The 18,918-nt window shown below is 59.2% G+C and carries 22 protein-coding genes; 10 read left to right on the top strand and 12 right to left on the bottom strand.

Annotated elements, in window-relative coordinates:
- Nucleotides 1-58: 58 nt before the first annotated feature.
- Together AC3IX4_RS03615 and AC3IX4_RS03610 are read left to right on the top strand one after the other, a co-directional pair.
- Entirely contained in the window at nt 59-397 is a 339-nt protein-coding gene (locus AC3IX4_RS03615; RefSeq protein ID WP_489259275.1) for a zinc ribbon domain-containing protein YjdM, read from the top strand.
- A 106-nt stretch (nt 398-503) separates the two neighbouring features.
- Nucleotides 504-1,607: an IS110 family RNA-guided transposase gene (locus AC3IX4_RS03610; protein WP_489261185.1), complete on the top strand. Its 1,104-nt coding sequence runs from the start codon at nt 504-506 to the stop codon at nt 1,605-1,607.
- Between the two features lie 290 nt (nt 1,608-1,897).
- Here AC3IX4_RS03610 and bamJ read toward each other — a convergent pair whose 3' ends face one another.
- The 3 genes from bamJ to AC3IX4_RS03595 form a co-directional block, all read right to left on the bottom strand.
- Nucleotides 1,898-2,515 carry a BamJ family beta-barrel-assembly machinery protein gene (gene bamJ / locus AC3IX4_RS03605; protein ID WP_489259274.1) on the bottom strand — a complete coding sequence of 206 codons (618 nt, stop codon included), beginning with the start codon at nt 2,513-2,515 and terminating at the stop codon, nt 1,898-1,900.
- 95 nt (nt 2,516-2,610) lie between these two features.
- Complete coding sequence (locus AC3IX4_RS03600) at nt 2,611-2,904, bottom strand: DUF6482 family protein (RefSeq protein WP_489259273.1); 294 nt, start codon at nt 2,902-2,904, stop codon at nt 2,611-2,613.
- A 134-nt stretch (nt 2,905-3,038) separates the two neighbouring features.
- A complete protein-coding gene (locus AC3IX4_RS03595; RefSeq protein WP_489259272.1) occupies nt 3,039-3,527 on the bottom strand; it encodes a TIGR00645 family protein in 489 nt (162 codons plus the stop codon).
- A gap of 175 nt (nt 3,528-3,702) precedes the next feature.
- Here AC3IX4_RS03595 and AC3IX4_RS03590 point away from each other — a divergent pair, with 175 nt between their 5' ends.
- The 7 genes from AC3IX4_RS03590 (at nt 3,703) to AC3IX4_RS03560 (ending at nt 9,471) form a co-directional block, all read left to right on the top strand.
- The gene (locus tag AC3IX4_RS03590) at nt 3,703-4,938 is read left to right on the top strand and encodes a tyrosine-type recombinase/integrase (protein ID WP_489259271.1); all 1,236 of its coding nucleotides are present in this window, start codon (nt 3,703-3,705) and stop codon (nt 4,936-4,938) included.
- A 280-nt stretch (nt 4,939-5,218) separates the two neighbouring features.
- A complete protein-coding gene (locus tag AC3IX4_RS03585; RefSeq protein ID WP_489259270.1) occupies nt 5,219-5,488 on the top strand; it encodes a helix-turn-helix transcriptional regulator in 270 nt (89 codons plus the stop codon).
- Nucleotides 5,489-5,568: 80 nt separating this feature from the next.
- Nucleotides 5,569-7,515, top strand: a complete 1,947-nt coding sequence (locus AC3IX4_RS03580) for a primase-helicase family protein (protein ID WP_489259269.1) — start codon at nt 5,569-5,571, stop codon at nt 7,513-7,515.
- Nucleotides 7,516-7,961: 446 nt separating this feature from the next.
- On the top strand, nt 7,962-8,453 hold the full coding sequence (locus AC3IX4_RS03575; protein ID WP_489259268.1) for a hypothetical protein: 492 nt from the start codon (nt 7,962-7,964) through the stop codon (nt 8,451-8,453).
- Nucleotides 8,446-8,826 (top strand): hypothetical protein, encoded by a 381-nt coding sequence (locus tag AC3IX4_RS03570; protein ID WP_489259267.1) that lies wholly within the window; start codon nt 8,446-8,448, stop codon nt 8,824-8,826. The genes AC3IX4_RS03575 and AC3IX4_RS03570 overlap by 8 nt, the downstream gene beginning before the upstream one ends.
- Nucleotides 8,823-9,086, top strand: coding sequence for a hypothetical protein (locus tag AC3IX4_RS03565; RefSeq protein ID WP_489259266.1), 264 nt, complete (start codon nt 8,823-8,825; stop codon nt 9,084-9,086). The genes AC3IX4_RS03570 and AC3IX4_RS03565 overlap by 4 nt, the downstream gene beginning before the upstream one ends.
- A 100-nt stretch (nt 9,087-9,186) precedes the next feature.
- Nucleotides 9,187-9,471, top strand: a complete 285-nt coding sequence (locus tag AC3IX4_RS03560) for a hypothetical protein (protein ID WP_489259265.1) — start codon at nt 9,187-9,189, stop codon at nt 9,469-9,471.
- A gap of 64 nt (nt 9,472-9,535) precedes the next feature.
- On the opposite strand, the gene AC3IX4_RS03555 is transcribed toward AC3IX4_RS03560, so the two are convergent.
- Genes AC3IX4_RS03555 through AC3IX4_RS03520 form a run of 8 tightly spaced genes read right to left on the bottom strand, consistent with a single transcriptional unit; the run spans nt 9,536 to nt 16,591 of the window.
- Nucleotides 9,536-9,814, bottom strand: a complete 279-nt coding sequence (locus AC3IX4_RS03555; RefSeq protein WP_489259264.1) for a hypothetical protein — start codon at nt 9,812-9,814, stop codon at nt 9,536-9,538.
- 4 nt (nt 9,815-9,818) lie between these two features.
- Nucleotides 9,819-10,736, bottom strand: a complete 918-nt coding sequence (locus AC3IX4_RS03550) for a hypothetical protein (protein ID WP_489259263.1) — start codon at nt 10,734-10,736, stop codon at nt 9,819-9,821.
- 3 nt (nt 10,737-10,739) lie between these two features.
- A complete protein-coding gene (locus tag AC3IX4_RS03545; protein ID WP_489259262.1) occupies nt 10,740-11,333 on the bottom strand; it encodes a hypothetical protein in 594 nt (197 codons plus the stop codon).
- On the bottom strand, nt 11,326-11,574 hold the full coding sequence (locus AC3IX4_RS03540) for a hypothetical protein (RefSeq protein WP_489256147.1): 249 nt from the start codon (nt 11,572-11,574) through the stop codon (nt 11,326-11,328). The genes AC3IX4_RS03545 and AC3IX4_RS03540 overlap by 8 nt, the downstream gene beginning before the upstream one ends.
- Entirely contained in the window at nt 11,574-14,927 is a 3,354-nt protein-coding gene (locus tag AC3IX4_RS03535; RefSeq protein WP_489259261.1) for a hypothetical protein, read from the bottom strand. Before AC3IX4_RS03535 ends, AC3IX4_RS03540 begins: the two co-directional genes overlap by 1 nt.
- 2 nt (nt 14,928-14,929) lie before the next feature.
- On the bottom strand, nt 14,930-15,913 hold the full coding sequence (locus AC3IX4_RS03530) for a hypothetical protein (protein ID WP_489259260.1): 984 nt from the start codon (nt 15,911-15,913) through the stop codon (nt 14,930-14,932).
- Nucleotides 15,914-15,941: 28 nt separating this feature from the next.
- A complete protein-coding gene (locus tag AC3IX4_RS03525; RefSeq protein WP_489259259.1) occupies nt 15,942-16,130 on the bottom strand; it encodes a hypothetical protein in 189 nt (62 codons plus the stop codon).
- On the bottom strand, nt 16,127-16,591 hold the full coding sequence (locus tag AC3IX4_RS03520) for a hypothetical protein (RefSeq protein ID WP_489259258.1): 465 nt from the start codon (nt 16,589-16,591) through the stop codon (nt 16,127-16,129). The genes AC3IX4_RS03525 and AC3IX4_RS03520 overlap by 4 nt, the downstream gene beginning before the upstream one ends.
- 656 nt (nt 16,592-17,247) lie before the next feature.
- Between AC3IX4_RS03520 and AC3IX4_RS03515 the strand changes: the two genes are divergently transcribed.
- Nucleotides 17,248-17,787, top strand: coding sequence for a recombinase family protein (locus AC3IX4_RS03515; RefSeq protein WP_489259257.1), 540 nt, complete (start codon nt 17,248-17,250; stop codon nt 17,785-17,787).
- Nucleotides 17,788-18,460: 673 nt separating this feature from the next.
- Here the strand turns inward: AC3IX4_RS03515 and AC3IX4_RS03510 are convergent.
- Nucleotides 18,461-18,802, bottom strand: coding sequence for a PA4575 family protein (locus AC3IX4_RS03510; RefSeq protein ID WP_489259256.1), 342 nt, complete (start codon nt 18,800-18,802; stop codon nt 18,461-18,463).
- Nucleotides 18,803-18,918: the final 116 nt, after the last annotated feature.

Below are 18,918 nucleotides of genomic sequence, written 5' to 3'. Positions count from 1 at the left end.
ACCCTTGTGCAAAACCCTCTATAATGTGGGCTTTATTTTTGCGCCCAGAGGAACCTTAGTGAGCACTTTGCCTCCCTGCCCCAAATGCAACTCCGAATTCACCTACGAAGATGGCAGCCAGTTGATCTGCCCTGAGTGCGCCCACGAGTGGTCGGCTACGGCTGAAGCTGAAACCGAATCGGATGCGGTGAAGAAGGATTCAGTGGGCAACGTCCTGCAGGATGGCGATACCGTGACCGTGATCAAGGACCTGAAAGTCAAAGGCTCCTCGCTGGTGGTCAAGGTCGGCACCAAGGTCAAGAACATCCGCCTGTGTGATGGCGACCACGACATCGACTGCAAGATTGACGGCATCGGCGCAATGAAACTCAAATCCGAGTTCGTGCGCAAGGTGTGATATGCATCACGGGCAAGCCCTGTAATTACATGGACTCGCCCCAACCGAGGCGTCTATGCGCCACGGTGGCATCTATAAAGAAGCCAACGACAGCGAGGGCGAGCCCATGAAAAAGCATACGACCAACAATCACTCTTTGTCTTCAGCCGACCTAGCAACCTGTTCGACCGTCTCGGTAGATCTTGCCAAGAGGGTCTTCCAGGTGGCCGGGGAAAACGCCCTGGGCCAAGTGGTGTACGAGGACCGAATCAAATCGCGCGAAGCCTTCCAGGCGTTTCTTCGCCAACTGCCCATGAGCGTCATGGTGCTGATGGAAACAGGCCCAGGCGCTCAGGCATGGGCGCGGTTGCTGCAGGCCCAAGGCAACCCGGTGCGGATCCTGCCTGCGCAGCATGTGGCCGATCATCGCAGCGGGCCGAAGAATGATCGCAACGATGCACATGCGATCTTGCGGGCGGGTCGAGATAGTCGGATTGTCTCAGTGCCGGTCAAAAGTGCCGCGGCGCTGGCCATGCAGGCACTGCATCGCGCCCGCCAGGGCTATGTGCGGCGGCGCACGGCCATGGGTAATCAGATGCGTGGCTTGCTGCTCGAGCATGGCGTGGCCTTGGCGCAAGGTGAGGCGGCGATCAGCCGGGTGGTGCCGCGGATACTCGAGGATGCCACCCAGCCGCTGCCGGATCTGCTGCGCGAGCTGATTGCTGAGCTGCTCGGCGAATGGAGCCAGTTGGGCGAGCGCGTCAGCGTGTTGACCGGCCGACTGGAAACGGCCGCACAGCAGGATGAGACGGCGAAAAGGTTGATGACGGTGCGTGGCATCGGTCCGATCATCGCCACCGCGCTGCTGGCCAAGCAGGTCGAGCCTGAGCGCTTCGCCAACGCACGCCAGTTTGCCGCCTACTTTGGTTTGGTGCCCACTCAGCACAGCAGCGGACAGAAAATCCGGCTGGGCAAGATGAGCAAGCAGGGCGACGCCTACCTACGCAGCCTGGCGATCCAGGGCGCGCATGCGGTCTTGAGACAGGTGCGGCCTGATTCGGAACAACCCGATGACCGGCGCTTGCTGCGCTGGCTGTGTCGCTTGGGTCGCAAGGAAACGGCCGTCCGATTGGCCAACCGTACCCTACGCATCGTCTGGGTATTACTGAAAACCGAGCAGACCTATCGTCGCCACATGGGCAATGTCCAGGAGGCGACGATGAGTCACTGATCCACAGAGTTCTGCCACCGGGGCGTTAAAGCGCTCCAACCCTTGCTAAAGAACATTGACCCCAGGTCAGACCGTCGCGGATTGATGCCTGTGCTCCTACTGGCCCTTGAGGCCTTAACGTAATTGGCATACCGCGAGCTTATTGAATGTTGGCCAGAAGCCGATCAGGCTTCCTCGAGTAGGCCTTATACATAGATGCAGCCGGGTAGCAGTGTTCAAAAGCGGGTTGATAGTGGGGGCGAGTCCATACATAGGAGCAAGGCTTGCCTGCGATGCGTCACACGCAGGTCTTACAGAACGTCGAGCAGCTCGACGTCGAATACCAGCGTGCTGTGTGGCGGAATGCTACCAACGCCCTGAGCGCCGTAGGCCAGCTCGCTCGGAACGTACAGGCGCCATTTGCTGCCGGCGTTCATCAGTTGCAGGGCTTCGGTCCAGCCAGCGATCACGCCGCCAACCGGGAATTCTGCAGGCTGGCCACGATCGTAGGAGCTGTCGAACACAGTGCCGTCGATCAGCGTGCCGTGGTAGTGAGTACGAACGCTGTCATCGCGAGTCGGCATAGCGCCTTCGCCAGCGGCCAGCACCTCGTACTGCAGGCCCGAAGCCAGGGTGATGATGCCTTCGCGCTTGGCGTTTTCTGCCAGGAACTCACGACCGGCGCCAGCAGCCACTTCAGCCTTGGCAGCAGCTTCTGCCTGCATGATGTCGCGAATGACTTTGAAGCTGGCCGACAGGTCTTCTTCGCTGACGCGGCTGTCTTTGCCATTGAAGGCGTCGGTCAGGCCGGCCAGGATGGCTTCCAGGTTCACACCCGGTGGCGGGTTGTCGCGCAATTGGCCGCCCAGTTGGCGACCGATGCCGTAGCTGACGCGGGTTTCGTCGGTAGACAGGTTAATTTCGGACATTGTCTCGCTCCGCTCTAGGGCGCACATGAACTGCGCCCTTTATGAAAAGGGCGAGCAGCCTAGCACACTGCGGCAAAACGAATCAGCTACCGGGCTTATTGCCGGGAGATCGGCACCTTGAGGTCTTCCCCGTCGCCGCTCATGCCACACATCTCATCTTGAACAGACCAATGCACCAGGTTCGTTGGCAAGCCCGATACCTGCTTGAGCCAATTGCGCGCCTCGATCACCGAATGCACCCGCACCCGTTGGCCCTTGGCATCGGATAACGGATGTGCGCGGCCATGGACGCGTGCCTCAAGCAAATAATCTCCGCCCTCAATGGCAATCAGGTTCAACTCCTCGACGTGGCCGGCTTTGGCCTCTGCGTTCAGATCGTGCAGGTTCATTGCAACACCTCACTACTGGGACATTCGAGCGACCGTTCATTTTTCATACAGTGCCGGACAAAGCACAAGGCATAAACGCAACCGCCCGTCCGTTTTGCAACGGACGGGCGGTCGAGAGTGGTTCAAGGGCTGGATCAGTGCTTGGTCAGCTTGTCCAGATAGCCCATGGCGAAGGCCGAAATGACAAAGGTCATGTGGATGATCACGTACCACATCAAATATTGGGTCTCGATGTTGCGAGCATCCATGAACACCCGCAGCAGGTGGATCGAGGAAATCGCCACAATGGAGGCAGCCACCTTCATCTTCAGCGATGAAGAGTCCATCTTGCCGAGCCAGCTCAGCTTTTCTGAACCTTCATCGATGTCCAACTGCGACACGAAGTTCTCATAGCCGGAAATCATCACCATCACCAGCAAGCCGCCCACCAGCGCCATGTCGATCAACGACAACAGCACCAGTATCAGGTCCGCCTCGCCCAATGCGAAAACGTTGGGCAGGATATGGAAGACTTCCTGAAAGAATTTCAGCGCCAGTGCCAGCAACCCTAGGGACAAACCGAAATAGATGGGCGCGAGCAGCCAGCGCGAGGCGTACATCGCATTTTCAATAAAGCGTTCCATTGGGTCTCCTAAAATGCCCTTAAAATCATGCTGATACTACCACAAAGCCCAACGAATACAGGCATATCGCTCTAAATATAGTCCAACCGATTCCAACCATTTTCATTGCTACCCAGGGTAAAAAGGGGCAGAATTTCACCTTGCCTGCCCCTTTTCTACCTGAGACTTGCCCTAAATGAAGCCTGCACTGACAGACGCCAAGATCAGTTCCCTGACCGAACCGGGCAAGTACCGCCACGGCAAGGTAGCCGGCCTGTACCTGGAAGTCGTCATTGGCAAGTCAGGGGTCTCCAAGCTGTGGCGCTTGAAGTACAAGAACCCGTTGACCGGCAGAGAGACCCGAATCTCACTCGGTGCCTACCCCGACACTTCACTCAAGAAAGCCCGAGAGAAGGCTGAGGCCCTGCAGAAGACCATCGCCGGCGGCGAGTCACCTGTGCAAGCCAGGGCCATGGAGCAAGACGTGGAACGTACCAAAGCTTTGTGTACTTTTGAAAGCGTGGCAGCCGACTACCTTCTATTAAAGGAGGAAGGAACAGCCGCCAGTACGATCAAGGGCTACACCCGCACGCTCAGGAACCATGCCTATCTGCTCCTTGGCCCACTGCCGGTGGATAGGATCACCCCGATGCACATCCGTTCCCTGGTCGCGTCAATCGAGAAGCCGACAGCGGCGAGACTGACCCTCAACCTGGTTGAAATGGTGCTCGACTACGCGGTGGCGTGGGGGATGATCGAAAAGAACGTGGTGCCCAAGCGCCGCGACATGGTGCTGAACAAACACACGCACACCCGTCACCCGGCGATCACCAAGCCGGCAGAGCTGGCTGCCCTGTTACACAGGCTCGATGGCTACAGCGGTCGGGGCACCAGCGTCGGCTGCGCACTGCGCCTGTTGGTGTTGATCCCGGCACGCCCGGCAGAGATGACTGGCATGCGTTGGCAGGATCTGGACCTGGACGCGGGCCTGTGGACCTACACGGTGCCGAAAACCGGCAAGCTGCATACCGCTTGCCTGCCAACGCAAGCCGTCGATATCCTTCGCGAGCTACAGGAGAACCGGGTGGTCAACGCCAAGGGCGAAGGCTGGGTGTTCCCCTCCCCCACCCGCCCCACACAACCCATTCAGCGTGACAGCCTGTTGAGCGGCCTGATCAATGGCCTTGGGTACCCACGCGGCACTGTGACCACTCATGGCTTTCGCGCAACCTTCAGGACTACCGCCCGGCAAGAGCTGAAGCTGGATACCACCGTCTTGGAGATGTGCCTCTCGCACAAAATGAAAGGCCCGCTCGGTGATGTGTACGCCCGCGAGGATCTGCTCGATGAACGACGGGCTGCGATGCAAGCCTGGTCAAATTACCTTGACCAGCTGCGCACGACTTACCCTGCCGAAAGTAGCGCTGAATAAAAAATCTCATGTGCGCAAAGCCACGTCGTATGCGGGCTGGCGCCGTTTCTGACGAACGGTACGGGCGAAACTAGCGCCCAACTTCCTTGACCTCTCAGATAACCAACTATCATTGATGTCAACGGAATGCAGTAAACCCCTATATACGTAATCCCGCCCCAAGGCCCGCCATAGGAGCCTGACAGGCTTAGCAAGTCGAAACGGAAATAGAACATTCGACTTCGGGACCAAGTGACCGGCGCTAAAAAGCGTCGGGTTCAGTTGAGCCCCGAGGTGCACCATGCCAGCAACAACCCCCGCCGCTAACCAGACTGTTACCAGCCCGTTCATGAGCATTGATGAAGCGCTCCAGGTCACTGGTGTCTGCGTCAACACCCTCTACAACTGGATGCGAGACGGCCACTTCCCACTGTCCATTCAAATCAGCCCACGCGGCGCTAGAAGCCGTGCCGGGCGAGTGATGTTCAGCCGTGCCGAAGTTGAGCAGTGGGTTCAACATCAGTTGACCAAACCCCGCACAGCCGCTGGTCGCTCAACCCAAACCGCCTAACTTCGAACGTCGGCAGTCTGGGGCAAGAAAAACCCCGACGAGGTTCGCAGCCAGGCCGGGGCAAGATGGAGCATGTATGTATGAACAGTATACCCTCGATTTCAGGTACCGCCAGCACCATGTTGGCATCCAACGACCTCCTTGGCCTGGTGCGCAAGTGGGATTCCCAAGCACCTACCACGCCCAGCCGACGAACTGTGCCGACACAGGAAGTGACCACGCCCAGCCGACGAACTGTGCCGACACAGGAAGTGACCACGCGCACCATCACGGCCACCTACAGCTGCAGCCTCACCACCACGGCTGTGTCGGTCGCGCCTGGCGTTGTACCCAATGTGCAGATCGACTTCGCCAAGGGCACCGTGTCGTCACTGCAACTGGATCAAATCGCCGACCAGCATGCCCAGCCTCAACCAGCGCTGCCCGACGCACAAGCCGAACAGATTGCTTTGGTAGCCAGCCTCGGCAATTTAACCGCTGAAGAAGTCTTCGACACCGCTGGCGCGTTCGTGAACCACCTGCACATGTCGTATGAGCAAGCCGCGATTATCCGGGAGGGCACGTTAGCTGCCACCAAGGCACTGGCCGACGGCGCCTTCAAAGACGCTGGAGTCGTCACCAAGCAAGCCACCATGGCTGAACTTACGCGGGAAGGCTGGGATCTATTGAAGCTGTTCACCAACGAGATTGGCTTTGATGCAAGCACCAAACGTGCAACCGTGCTAGCGGACCCCGAATGCCCAGGCATGGGTCGCGAAGGGCTGCAGCGCTGGGCGGATAGCCAGTACGGCCCGGTGTTCGGGTACACAGCCAGTCACACCATGTGCAAACAGTCCGTGTCGGAAATGTGGTGGAGCGGCATGTCGCAGAAGACGGCACGGATCTTCCGCAAGAAGGTTTTCGAGCCTACCAACGCCCTGGATGATTTTCATTCTGACCAGCTCAACACATGGCACCTGACACGACGGCTGATGGCCCGCCCGGATGAATCAGCGACCTTCGACGACGTCAAAATGTTCGACGACCACCTCATGTACATGGCGGGGCATTGCCGGATTACGGTTGACTACATATGGGATTATCTGGCAACGGTCTACCAGCGGCCAGACGAAAAGATACCTGTCGCGCTGGCGTTCGTATCGCCGTTCCGGGGCACAGGCAAATCCATGATCGGCGTTGCCCTCAAGTGGGTATGGGGTGTTGCCCTGGTGCGGGAATCTGGCAGCACGGCGCTGTGGGATACCTTCGACGACGACTTCATAGACTGCGTGTTCACGATCATCGAAGAGCTGAAACGCAAAACCAGGGTTGACAGCACCGACGACCTTGGCAAGTTCAACAGACTGACGTCAGCGGTACGCACGTCTCTCAACCCCAAGGGCATTCCGGCGCGTGTGCGTCGAACCCCGCACATCGTCATCACAACCAACGAGATGGAATCGCTGCCACTGGCAGTTGACGACCGTCGGCTGTGCCCTGCGTTGTGCCTTGAGAAACCCAAGGACACCGCCTATTACGACCAACTCGGTGCGTGGATCGGCAAGCTATCGCCGGGTTACGGCATCCCGAAACTGGCTGGCTATCTGGCGAATCGGGACATTTCCAAGTTCAAGATCGACCAGCGACCACCCATGACCAGTGCCAAGCAACGCCTCATCGAAGACAACCTGAGTGAGCGCGCCACATGGCTTCGGTCGAAGATTGAAGGCGGACTGATTCCGTTCGACAAAGACTTGACGTACACCCGGGCGCTGCTGGACGGAATGAAAGGGTTCAAGGACGACCAAGAGTATCGGCGGCTTGATTTCACCGAGAAAAACCTTCTACCGGCGCTGCGCGAACTGCGTGAGGGCGACGTGCATCTGGGGCGCGTGGACGAACGCGCGAGCAAACCGAAGTACATGTTGATATGCCTGCGCAACATGGCGAAGTGGAGAACCGAACGCCCCAAGGCGCGGTTCGATTATCTGGACACCGGGGTTCGCCCCTTTGAAGTAACCAACCCCGAAGAGGCTGAAGATGAGTAATTCCATACCTAGCAGCGCGACTGCATCGCCACCGGGATACGTCTCCCTGAACCTTTGCGGTGCGTTAGGGCGACAGTTTGACAAGCTGGAGGCTGACAGAAAACGCGAACTCAAGCGCACCTTGGGCAGTCTGCTCCTGGCCGATAAGCCTTCTTGTGATGTTTTCGCGGCCATTTCGCGCGACTTTGTAATGCTCGCAGGGGCGCCGTTGCGCGCTCTCCACCTCGAAAGCCGAACCGAGATGTGCAAGGCCAGCTTCGTTGCTTGGTGTCGTCGGTACGGCACGCTGGCTCTCGCATACCGCTCCGGCCACTCTGCGTGCCAGGAGGCTGCGGGCTTGTACTGGTGGGAGTGCCAGCACTACCCCGAGCACAGACGAGTGATAACCCGTGCCTCACTGACCGCGAAGGCGATTCTGTGCCGCCCGAATACAGAGGGTGGATCAAATGACTAGCATCTCCGGCACAGTTGCCGCATCGCTGCCCGTCCCATTCGTGCTCAACCGCTTTGTTCCCAACGAAGTCACCCAGCGCCGCGACGAACTCGCCAAGCACCGAGCAGCGCTACAGAAAGCCCGGTACGAAACCGAACTGCTCGCAGCGGAATACGCCCAGATCATGCTCGAACGGCACATCAACGCCGCGTTGGACCCCAAGACCGACCCCGCCTTGGCGGCGAAGCTACGCGTCGAAATCATGAACCGTGGCATTGGTCGGGTGAAGACTCAGGAAGACGATGATGCCAGCGACAAGAAGGCCGCGCCGCCTCTGAACGACTTCTTGGAGTTCCTGGCCAATTGCAGCGCCGCCTCTGCCAAGCGCGAGTTGGGGCACACCCCGGCACCGCGTATCGAGCGGGACATTCCTACCGACCTGAACAGCGACGACAAGGCCACCTGGCAAATGCTGGACGCCCTGGATGGTGATGATCATGAATAGCGCGACCGCAACCACCAGTATGCCGCCACCGTCGGCCAAGATATTTGACTTCACCCAAGCAGCCATAGACAAGGTCAAGCGCCGCTGTGCTGGCGGCGAGGCTGTCGTGATCGACGCCCGTACACCCCTCTGTGAAAGCCTGGAGGCGGACCCTGGCGTGATCGTCGTGGACCCCGGCTGGTTCAACCGCGTTGTGTCGGCACTCACGCCCAAGGCGACAGACACCTTGGTTGCCTTTGTCATCGCAGAGGCAGATCGCCTCTGGCCAGACGGTGCCAGCGCATCGCAACTGTTCCTGCTCAGCTATGAGACGTTGCGGTACGCGGAGGCGGACGGCTTCCTGCTGGAACTGACGGGAGGTACACGACCATGAATCACCTACCACCAGATCGCCCTGCCTCAAGCGCGCAGTGGATCAATATGCCGTGGCTGACAGAGACGCTCCAGTCGTTACCTGAGCGAGCGCAGGAGCTACTGCACATGGCAGCGAGGGCGGAAGCTCAACGCCAGCCAGGCGGCGCTACACAAGCCGATGTGCTCGAACAGCTGCACATCCTGCTGATGCGCGCCGAGCATGACGGTACGCTAGAACAGCTGCGGTCGATTGATCAGGGTCTAGGCGACCCGGAATAATAAAGGGCGCCCACCCGTCGCTTGCAGCTTCACAAACTTGGTTTTAGAAACTAACTTATAGGTGTGTCCACTTCACATCGCACTGACGAGGTTAACTGACATGGCCACCTTCAACTCTGCACTGTTCCAACAGTTCATCGACACCGACCGGCTGCACCTGTCTGACTATGAGCAGGAGTATTTCAAACGCGCCGTCGCCGCCCTCTATCGGCACAGCGAACGCCCCCAGCAACCGGGCCAGGCCGACAGCGGTTTCGAGGTACACGACGGCAAAGCGTACATGGTGCTGAGGAATATCAATGGCATCCTGGCGGTGTACCGAGTACGCAAATACGACGGTGTGCTCAAGCGCCTGCTGCGTTGGCCTGCAGAACTCGAAAGCTAAGCCGTAGAACACCAGTCAACAAAGGGCACTTCATGGGCGCCCTTACCGATTGTGCTGCACATGATCACTCACAAGCGACACCCGCCTCGGCATCGTCCACGCGATTGGATAAGCTGGGCAGTGCACAGCCGAACAACTCAGCGCGGAGTTCCTGATGCACTTCGTTGACCGACGGCCTCGCGTCCACCAGCAGCCATACAGCCAGGCGCATGCCGCGCAGGATCGCGCGACGCTGGCGCTTATCTTCCAGGCTGCCTCGGCACTCGATGTCGCGCTGCAGGTCGGCCAGCACCCGCTCCAGGCGCATGCCGCGAGTGAGCCTACCGGGTTGTGGTTCTCTCATGGGCTCAACCTCCGAACGACGGACGCACAAGGGCTTTGCTCTGCATGTCCGCGTACAACTGGTTGAACTCGTCGTCGGACATTTCACTCAACCGGCTGGCACTGATACCACTCGACCCACGCTGACCACGACTGCCAGTTGCTGGCACACGTTGGTTTGCCTGGAAGCCCAGCGCTCTGGCCTGGTTGTAGACCAACTGCGCGACGTTCTGTCCCTTGCTTTGGGCGTCGCGAACGAACATCAACATGGCGACCCGCTTGGCCAGGGCATGATCTGCCGGTGACTTGTCCGGGTACTGCTGCCGCATGCGCTCGTCCACCGCATTGTTGAGGTGTTCGAAAGCCTGCGGGTAGTCAGGGGTGGCTTCGGTGAACTCGGCTTCGATGCGATCCACTTCCGGCGCTGCAGCTGTTACCTGCTTATCGATGAAGTCGACTTGGGCAGTGACCTGACGCTGATGTGCCTCGGCCTGCTGGCGCTGCTCAAGTTGTTGAAAGCGCGCTTCGACGTGCGCTTGCGGGTCTTCCTCGAACGCAGGGACCGCGGCCTGTTGCTGCAGGTGCTGAAGCTGGGCAGCCAACCGCTGTATCTCATCGAAGCGGCGCTGTGTTTCCTGCAGCTCGGCCTGCACCTGTTGGCGCTTGGCGCGTTCTTGCTGCAAGGCACCCAATGGCACCTGCTTCTTGGAGCGGTCAGTGTGCTGGCCGTCGTCTACATGGCCGTCGTCTACCTGATCGTCGTTGTCCAGGTCATTGAGTCCTAGGCGCTCGTCGCGGTCAGCGGCGTAAGCCTCGAACTCGGCAACAGCACCGTCATCACCCAGGGCTTCCGGCTCTGGCACATAGTCGCCCACATCATCGTCTGGCACACCAGTGCTGCCAGTCAATTCAGCGGCCCAGCCCGCAAGTTCTTGGTCATTCATGGCTCACAGACTCCTGGCGCTTTTGGCGCGACGTGGTTTAGAGGGGGCGTTGATGAGCGTGTGGCCTACCAGATCGGCTGTGGTTTCAGCAGGGGTCAGCACATCGGCTTCGTCGATAACGCTGTAGCGCGCGGAAAGATCAACCGACTCCCGCACCTTCTGGGCCCGCCGTGCCTGGGCCTGGATGGCTTCCTGCAGATCTGCCTGCAGCTTGGCGACCTGCACCGCGTGGGTGGTGCGCGATTTGTATTCGGCGAGCTCTTCAGCGGTCAAAGGGCGACGGTTGATCTGTTCACCAGACCAGCCGAACACTACGCCACAGCGCACCGCTTGGCGTTCAGCGCGCTGGATTCGAATCAGGCCATCAAGCATGGTGCCTTCGACCTGCAGGGCGCTGGGGTGGCTGAACCGGGCGGGTGGTGCATAGCCCAGGAACTTGTCGATTGGTACGACCGGCTTGTCGAAAGTGACGGTGTGCTTGTCGCCTTGGATGCTAATCCGAGCGCGGGTGAAATCAAGGTTGTACAGCTTCGCTTCTTCGCGAAGGTGATGGACCTGTTCGACTTCAAAATGTTGACGCGAGTCATTGTCATACATGGCTGGAATCCTCTTGGGCTTCGAGGGCTGCGATCTGCCGACGGATCGCGGCGAGTTCATCCTTACGACTGCGGGCGACGACACCGTTTTGCCGTTTGATGCGGCACAACCTGGCGCGTGCCGCATCAAGCGCCTGCTCGGCAATTGGCAGTTCACGCCGCAACATTTCCTCGACCTGGCGCAATCCGTCGAGCCTCACCTGGGCCTGTTGCACAGCTTCGGTGGCTTGTTCGATGTTCATCACTGATTGCCTCGTTGGTTGACGGAACTGCGCAGGCGGTCGAGTGCGGATCGATTGCCTGCGTGGATGTAGGGAATAGCAGCCATCCGCACAGCTGCCCTGGCCTTCTTGGCCACTGCCTCCAAGGCATCGCGCTTCTGGTCGTCGTCGAGCTTTTTCCAGGCAGGCGACTGCATTAGGCGTTGAGCGCCACGGTGCGTCAGCTGCCCTGCCAGTTGGACGAGCTCGTGGTGCTGCTCAGTCGTGAACGGGGTCTGCTTGCCTTTGAGGGTCAGCGCTTTCTGGAACGCTGGTGGCGTCCAGCCAAGACGCGCAGCCTCCAGGCGTACAGGGTCAGTCGTCTCGGCGCTGGTCGTAGACGGAACCGCCAACATGGACAAGCCCTGGCGGGTGTTCTCCACCGGATCGCCCCAGTTATCCAGCTTGACGGGCAAGTCATCGCGCAGCCCTGGCGTGCGGTACTTGATCTGGTCCAGCACAGTGGCCGACTCACGGGCATAGGGGTCGGTACTGGACGCCAGCGTACTGAGCACAGTGAGCGGCTGCGCCAGTGTGCCAAGGGTGTTTTTCAGATACCACGCACCCCGACCAGCTGGGTCACTGAGAAATTCAGCAGCGTTTTTCAGACCAGCGAGCGAGGTTTTGTCCACGATGTTGGCGACGAACGAACCGAGCAAATCACCCGCCAGCTTGGTCGCGCTATCCGATCCGGGCTTCATGGCGGCAAGGTCTGCGGCCAACGCCAACATGGACGAGAAGGGGTCCAACCGTTGGATAGAATGATATTTCCCGTCCACAAGGATGGAGTAAGGTTGCCAGCCCGTGGCCTGTTTGGCCCTGCGCTCCTTGTCATTCACACCGCTGCCCGTGATTGCCCCTTCGCTGGCAGCGAGCAACGCAGCAGTAATGAACGCCGAACCAGCCAGCACTTTTCCGAGCGCCTGTTCTTGGGTCGCCCCACCCTGGCGCACATCTTCCCAAAACTTCGGGGTCAGTCCGGCCAGCGGAGTGCTGCCGATAACCTCCTTTGCAATGTTACTTGGCGTGCGCAAAAAAGGTAAAATTACCTGTAAAATCGGTAACTTACGCTTGAGCGCGAGCACACCTTTTACCAGCGGACCCGCTGTTTGATTGAAGGTCGCGTGCCGGGAATAGTCGCCAGCAGCTTCGATCATCTGCGGGCTGGGGTCAGCAACGATCTGGTCAACGCGCTGTGACAGGGTGATGCCCGCCGGGAGTCTCCCGTTGCGTTTCTCGTCGCTCGCTTGTCGAGTAGCCAAGGCACGCAGTTCGCCGCCCATATGGACGGTCTGAAAAAATGAATCACCTGCTGCAAGGCCCCGAAAAGGCAGGCTTGCCACATTGTGCAGTACGCCGCCTGGAGCGTTCATGTTGCCGGTGGCTTCCACCGCGTTAATACCAGTGGCCGCATTATCCCCTTCGATGAAAGCTTGCCCTGCTGCACGGGTTGCATTGAGCAGGTTGGCCGCGTTGCCCCTGAGCAGTGCGACCGGTTCACGCCAGACCGTTTCGCCCTTACCGCCAAGCACATTTTTTGCGGTGCTCACCACAGCGGCGCCAGCACGGTCTGCTGAGCGCTTTGCGAGCATCCCCGCGTTGCCGATCACGTTCGCTACCGTTGTCGCGGGGTTGGAAATCAAGGCACTGCGGTAATAGTATCCAAACAGTTTTTGCATGAGTGTGTCGGGTTGGTTAATCAACCGCGCTGCATTCCCGATACCACCCGCTTTGACCGCTGCCCCGAATGCTTTGGCCAGGTCGTCAGCACCGTCGGTGCCCAAGCTTTCAAGGATGTTTTTGGTGCGGTTGAAGTCGAAGTTACTGCCCCTAAACGCCGCCATGCTACGGCCCGCCTCGGCCCTGGCGCCTGCGAGGTTGCCGAAGGACTGGCGCATTTCACCAAGGCGCTGCACGAACTCGGCGCGATCGATGTCGCTGGCCTGGCCGCTGGCAATTTTCTGTTGCAGCGTGAGCACATCTTTGTACTGGCTCGCGACATTGTTGGTCGCCGCGATGATCGTTTCCGGTGCCCAAGTTTCCCCCACCTGACGGGCGAAGGCATTGGCCTTGTCACCTTTGAGGCCGATCAGGCTGGCCAGGCGTTGCTGCTCTGCAACCGGCAAAACACCACGGCGCTGGGCTTCGATATCAGCCTCGACGGGGCGGAGTAGATCCAGTGTCTGCTGAGTGCGGGTCTCGTCCATGCCGATATTCCGCAGCAACGGCGCGATGTCTTGGCTACCAGCGAACGGCACAGGTTGTGGCAGCGGCTGGGCCGGCACCGTGGCAGGCTGTGGCGCGATTGGGGACGCGCTGGGGGCTGGGGTAGGGATTGCCATGCCTTGTGGGTTGAATACTGGTACGGCTTGGCCCTGCTGTTGCTGCGCAGGCATTGGCATAGGCGCAGGCTGTGGTGTGGTCATGCCCGTGCGGCGCAAACCGCTAGCCGCACCCATCAGCCCACCCAGCAAAGCGCCTTGGCCTGCAGCATTACCAACACCCTGGCTCAGCGGATTACCGAGTGCCAAATTCTGCGCGGCTTGTTCCTGGCTGGATTGCAGCGCCTCTTCGCTGGTCTCTAAACCAGCGCCGACACCCATCCGCCCGAACATGCCACGACCTGCCGAGGGTCCAGTTGCACCACTCAAGAGGGCATCGACATCGGCAGCACCCAAGCGGCTACCCAGGCCAGCGGACCCAGCACCGATGATGCCGGTAAGCGCGCCTGAACCGAGTGCGGCAGCTGTCTGCGCCAACGTCAGGTCGCCAGTCTGCTGCACAGTGTTGGCAGCTTGTTGGCCAGCCGTGGGCAAGGCCTCCCCTACGCCTGCGCCGATAACTCCAGCAGCCGGTGCTGCCATACCTAACGCCTTGGCACCGAGTGCAGCGCCTTTACCTGCTACGCCACCGACGACCATCGTCGGCAACGACTCGATGATTTGCCCAGCCATGAACGCGGGGTTGCGCAGCGCGGCGTTGATGGTCGGCAGAAACCCTTGGGCGCCAGCGACCTCCTGTTGCTGCGCTCTGGCTTGCGGCGACATTTCTGCATCGAGGTTGGCACGGGCAGCCTTGGAATCCAGGCCATGCTGGGCAAGCCACGGCGTGACCTCGCCACCGGTTGCGATGTCGCCCAACCCAGCGAGGCTATCGAACAGGTTATAGGCACCGCGGCCAATGTTGCCGCCGATGTCGGTCGCCCACTGACCCGCTGTGCGGTTGGGTGATTCGTCCGGCAAGTCGTCAAAGCTCAGCCCAGCCGCTTGTGGCGCGATCTGCGTGGTCGGCACAGTAGGTGCCTCATCGGGCAGGTCATCAAAGGACAGAGCCATGATCAGATCCCCGCCTGCCGAATCTGCGCATCGCTGTAGCCAGCCTGGCGCAAGCGGTTAACCACGGCCTGCCGTGACTTGCCTGCGGCGATAGCGTTCTTGGCAGCGGCCAGATCACCGGACGGTGCAGCACTGCCGGCTTTGGGTGCCGTCGGCACAGCACCAGATGAAACGACGCCTTGCGGCTTTTGCGGCTGCGGCGCGTAGCTTTGCAGGCTGCCACCGCCTGGCAGGCTTTCCAGTCCAGGGGCTGCGACTGTCGGCGCGCCTGGCAGGCTTTCCAGTCCAGGGGCTGCGACTGTCGGCGCGCCTGGCGTTAACTGGTCAACCACGGCTTCAAGTGGATCGGCAGACTTGGCCTTGCCCCGCGTCGAGTGGGGGCTGAAGGGCTGGCCGTAAGGCTTGTAGCTTTGCGTGGCCGGGTCGTACAGATGCTTTTGCATCATGCCGTTATCGAGCGGTTCCTCGATGAGTTGGCGTGGGGTCGGCATGCGTGGCCCTTGAGCACCACCGCCACCACCTTGATGCTGTTGACGAACGTCGAACTGCTGGGCCTGCTGTTGAAGTGCAGCTGCACGGTGTGCCTGCAGGTTGTCGCCAGCGTTGGCTCGCAAGATCGCACTGGGGTCTACGCCAAGCTTGGCAAGTGCCTGGCTCAGCGGGCCAAGCTGGCTTAGCACATCAGGGTTCTGGAACGCCTGTTGCTGGCGCTGGGCCTGATCGGCCTTGGTCTGTGCGGATTGCTGGCGCATCTGCAGGTCGGCCTGTTGCTGGGCAATCATCTGTCGACGATATTCCTGCAGTTGCTGGCGGGCTTGCAAATCAGCCATGCCACCGAAGGCCTGGCCAAGTCGCTGGCCGAATCCAGGGTTGCCTTGTTGTGGACCAGAAGCCATCAACAGGCCCATGCCCAGCTGGCCGAGTGGCGTGCCGGTGACGTTGCCCAAGCCTTGATTCAACAGCTCCATGAAACCTTGTTCGGCCATGGCTTTCCGCTCCTGCAGGCACTGCCTGCTAATGCACCGTGTGTTTTCCAGACGCTAGTTCGGCGACGGCGAGGTCGATCAACAACTGATTCAGCTGTGCGGCATTCATGAGCACAGCAAACGGCCCATAAGGCCAGAAGGCATCCGGGTTCAAAGGTGACAGCTCGGCGAGCATCGAAAGTGCGGTGGCCACCGGGTGCGGGACGAAGATGCTCATGCACATGGCAAGGCCCCCTTGCGTGCTTCACGGTGGGCGCGAACTTCGGCGTGTTTCGCTTTGCGGGATGCCTCGACCGCGATGCGGACGTCGAGCGGCAAGGTGCTCAAGTCGACGCCGGTCGGCACCACGTAGAAGCTGCCATCGGGCTGCTCGACGAGCCGGAATGTTCCATGCCGCCAGGTACGATCAGAACTCTTTGCAGGGGCACACTTGTTCATAAGCGCGAGCCTCAAACGGCATTCGATGTCGGACAGGTTTCCGGTTCTGGCTTGAATGAGTTCGGCCAAGTCGCCCAGGCTGATGCACAGTTGTGGTTTACCAGGCTTGCCGGTGTGCACTGCGTGGGTCGGGAGCGCTTGAGCCTTACGACTGATGGTCGAGGGGTCGAGGTCAAGCCAAGCCGCTAATTGGCTGAGGCTGATCGCTGTCGTGATGCTGGCACTGGTCGGTTTCATCATTCCGCCCCCGGCTGGAATTTGTCGCATGCGTACATAATAACATTGCATACAGCGATGAATAGGCCCGTTCGTCTATTTTTATTGCAATTTATATGGAACTGTGTTAATTGCCTCGAATCTGTTAGCCGTGGGATTAAGCACAGTGCTTGATTTTAAGTCACGGTTTAGGGGCTGATGGCTGGCACAACTCGCTGATTTTTCTGGGAAAATTTAGGAGCGCTAAGTTTTAAGTCACGGATTAGGGAATTGGCACAGCTCTTGATTTTATGGCGGGGGTTTAAGCCACGGATTAGGGAATTAGGGGCTGGGTTTTTAAAAAATTGGCGCGGAAATCTACGACCCAAGTATGTATTTGCGTGGATCGAGAAGGACGAAGGGGGTACCCACGGGGGTCGATATTCTGGCCCCTGGGGGGCTTTCCTGGGAGCCCTGGCGCCCCCGGACCTTGGCCGCTTCTTCAACAGTTCTTTGTGTCGACCGTCAATGATTTCCGGGGCAAGGGGTATTTTCCTGGGGGCTCTGAGCTGTATTCTTGGGGTACACCCTACTGACCGCTTGTCAGATGAACACAGTTGCGTGGGTTTCGAGGTTGCCTTGCGTGGGATTCAGGACAATGATGTCAATGTCTAGAGCCTATGAATACAGAGGTGAGCACAATGGACATTGGCTATATCAGGGTCAGCTCGGTTGATCAGAACACCGCTCGACAGCTGGATGGCGTGAAGCTGGACCAGATATTCACGGACAAGGTGAGCGGAAGCACCGTGGACCGGCCTGAGATCGCGCAGGTGCTGCGATCTATTCGAAGTGGGGATACCCTGCATGTTCACTCCATCGACCGCCTGGCGCGCTCTCTGAGCGATCTGCTGGCACTGGTCAAGGATCTGACCGGCAAGGGTGTGGCCGTGAAGTTCCACAAAGAGAACCTACTGTTCGCCGGCCAGGCCGACCCCATGCAAGAACTCATGCTCTCCCTGCTCGGCAGCGTGGCCCAGTTCGAGCGCAGCATGATCCGGGAACGGCAGCGCGAAGGGATCGCCAAGGCCAAGGAGGCCGGCGTGTACAAAGGCAGGTCGAAGGCCGTAGGTGATGCAGCCATACGCACAGTCGTCGAGAGCGGGCTGTCATACCGCAAGGCAGCTGAGCACCTGGGCGTCTCACTGAGCACCGTCCAGCGAGCGATGAAGGCGTACTAGGTTGGGGTATCCAGCTGAAAGGCCCGGGCTAGAGCGCTCCGAGCACATCTTACTATGGTCCTACTTTTGTCTTACTACCTTCGAAATGCCCTGAAAGGCCCAGGCTAGAGCCTTTTACTACCTTTACTGGCTTTAATAGGGCATTCCAACTGCTGGTGGGGTACATACACGTATTATGTAGTAGTGCACACACCTCACTACTACATATATATATACTTCTCTCTCTCTATATATAAATATAAGGTAGTAAAGATAGTAAATTGTGCTTTAAGGGCTCTACCCTGTGCCTTTCGGCTTACTACCTTCACCCTAGCAAAAACGCCTTAAAGGGTAGTAAAGCTAGTAAAACCTGTGCTCAGCCGCTCTAGCCCGGTGCTAACAGCTAAGTTCTTAAATCCTTTTAGCATATGTGCTCATATCGGAGTTCAAAGTACCCCCGGCCCGATGTGCCATCATTCCAGCGTTAATCGCAGTGCCATCGAGCCGTCGCCCACAAAGGGCAAGGAAAGGGGCAGGCATAGGTCGGCCATGCCATAGACCGTTGTGCTAGAGCGCCGTGAGCCCTGTACTTAGGAGTTCCATTGGATCTCACTGATGGCCGGGAAAAAACGTGCGCGAGTATACCAGCCACCCATGACAGAAAAAGCCTTGAGCGTGCGTCAAACGGTCCCTGTCAGCTTTCTGGATGGGACTGGAAATCGCCCAGATGCCGTGAGCGTTCGCCGTTGAGACGGCGCAGTTGCGCTTGCAAGTGCAAAGACCAGATCTGCGGCCCATCGCTGAGCTGATACCCATGCAAGGTCAGGCTGTCGACAATGGCGGCCAGCACCGACTCTGCGACGAAAGGTCCGTGAAAGGGGCCTTGGGCTTTGATCGCGGATGGCTGCTCACCGGCCATGCCGGCCGCAAACAGCAGCGTCCACATTCCGTTATCGCCGGACAGCGGGCGAATGGTGCATTCGATGCGGGTGACCAGACCCAGGCATTGGCGTGTAAGGCTGAGGGTGCGCGGCATGGCGACGATCCTCGGTGAAGCGATTATTCAGCCGGGTGAGGGCTGTTTCGATCCTGTGACCTATGACTGTCCTGACCTCAGAATAGAAGAAAACCAGCCGTCGCAAATTTTTTGCG

It is taken from the genome of Pseudomonas sp. KH_021 (assembly GCF_057838865.1).
The sequence above is the reverse complement of the archived record's forward strand: the minus strand, read 5'-3'. Positions and strand labels throughout refer to the sequence as shown.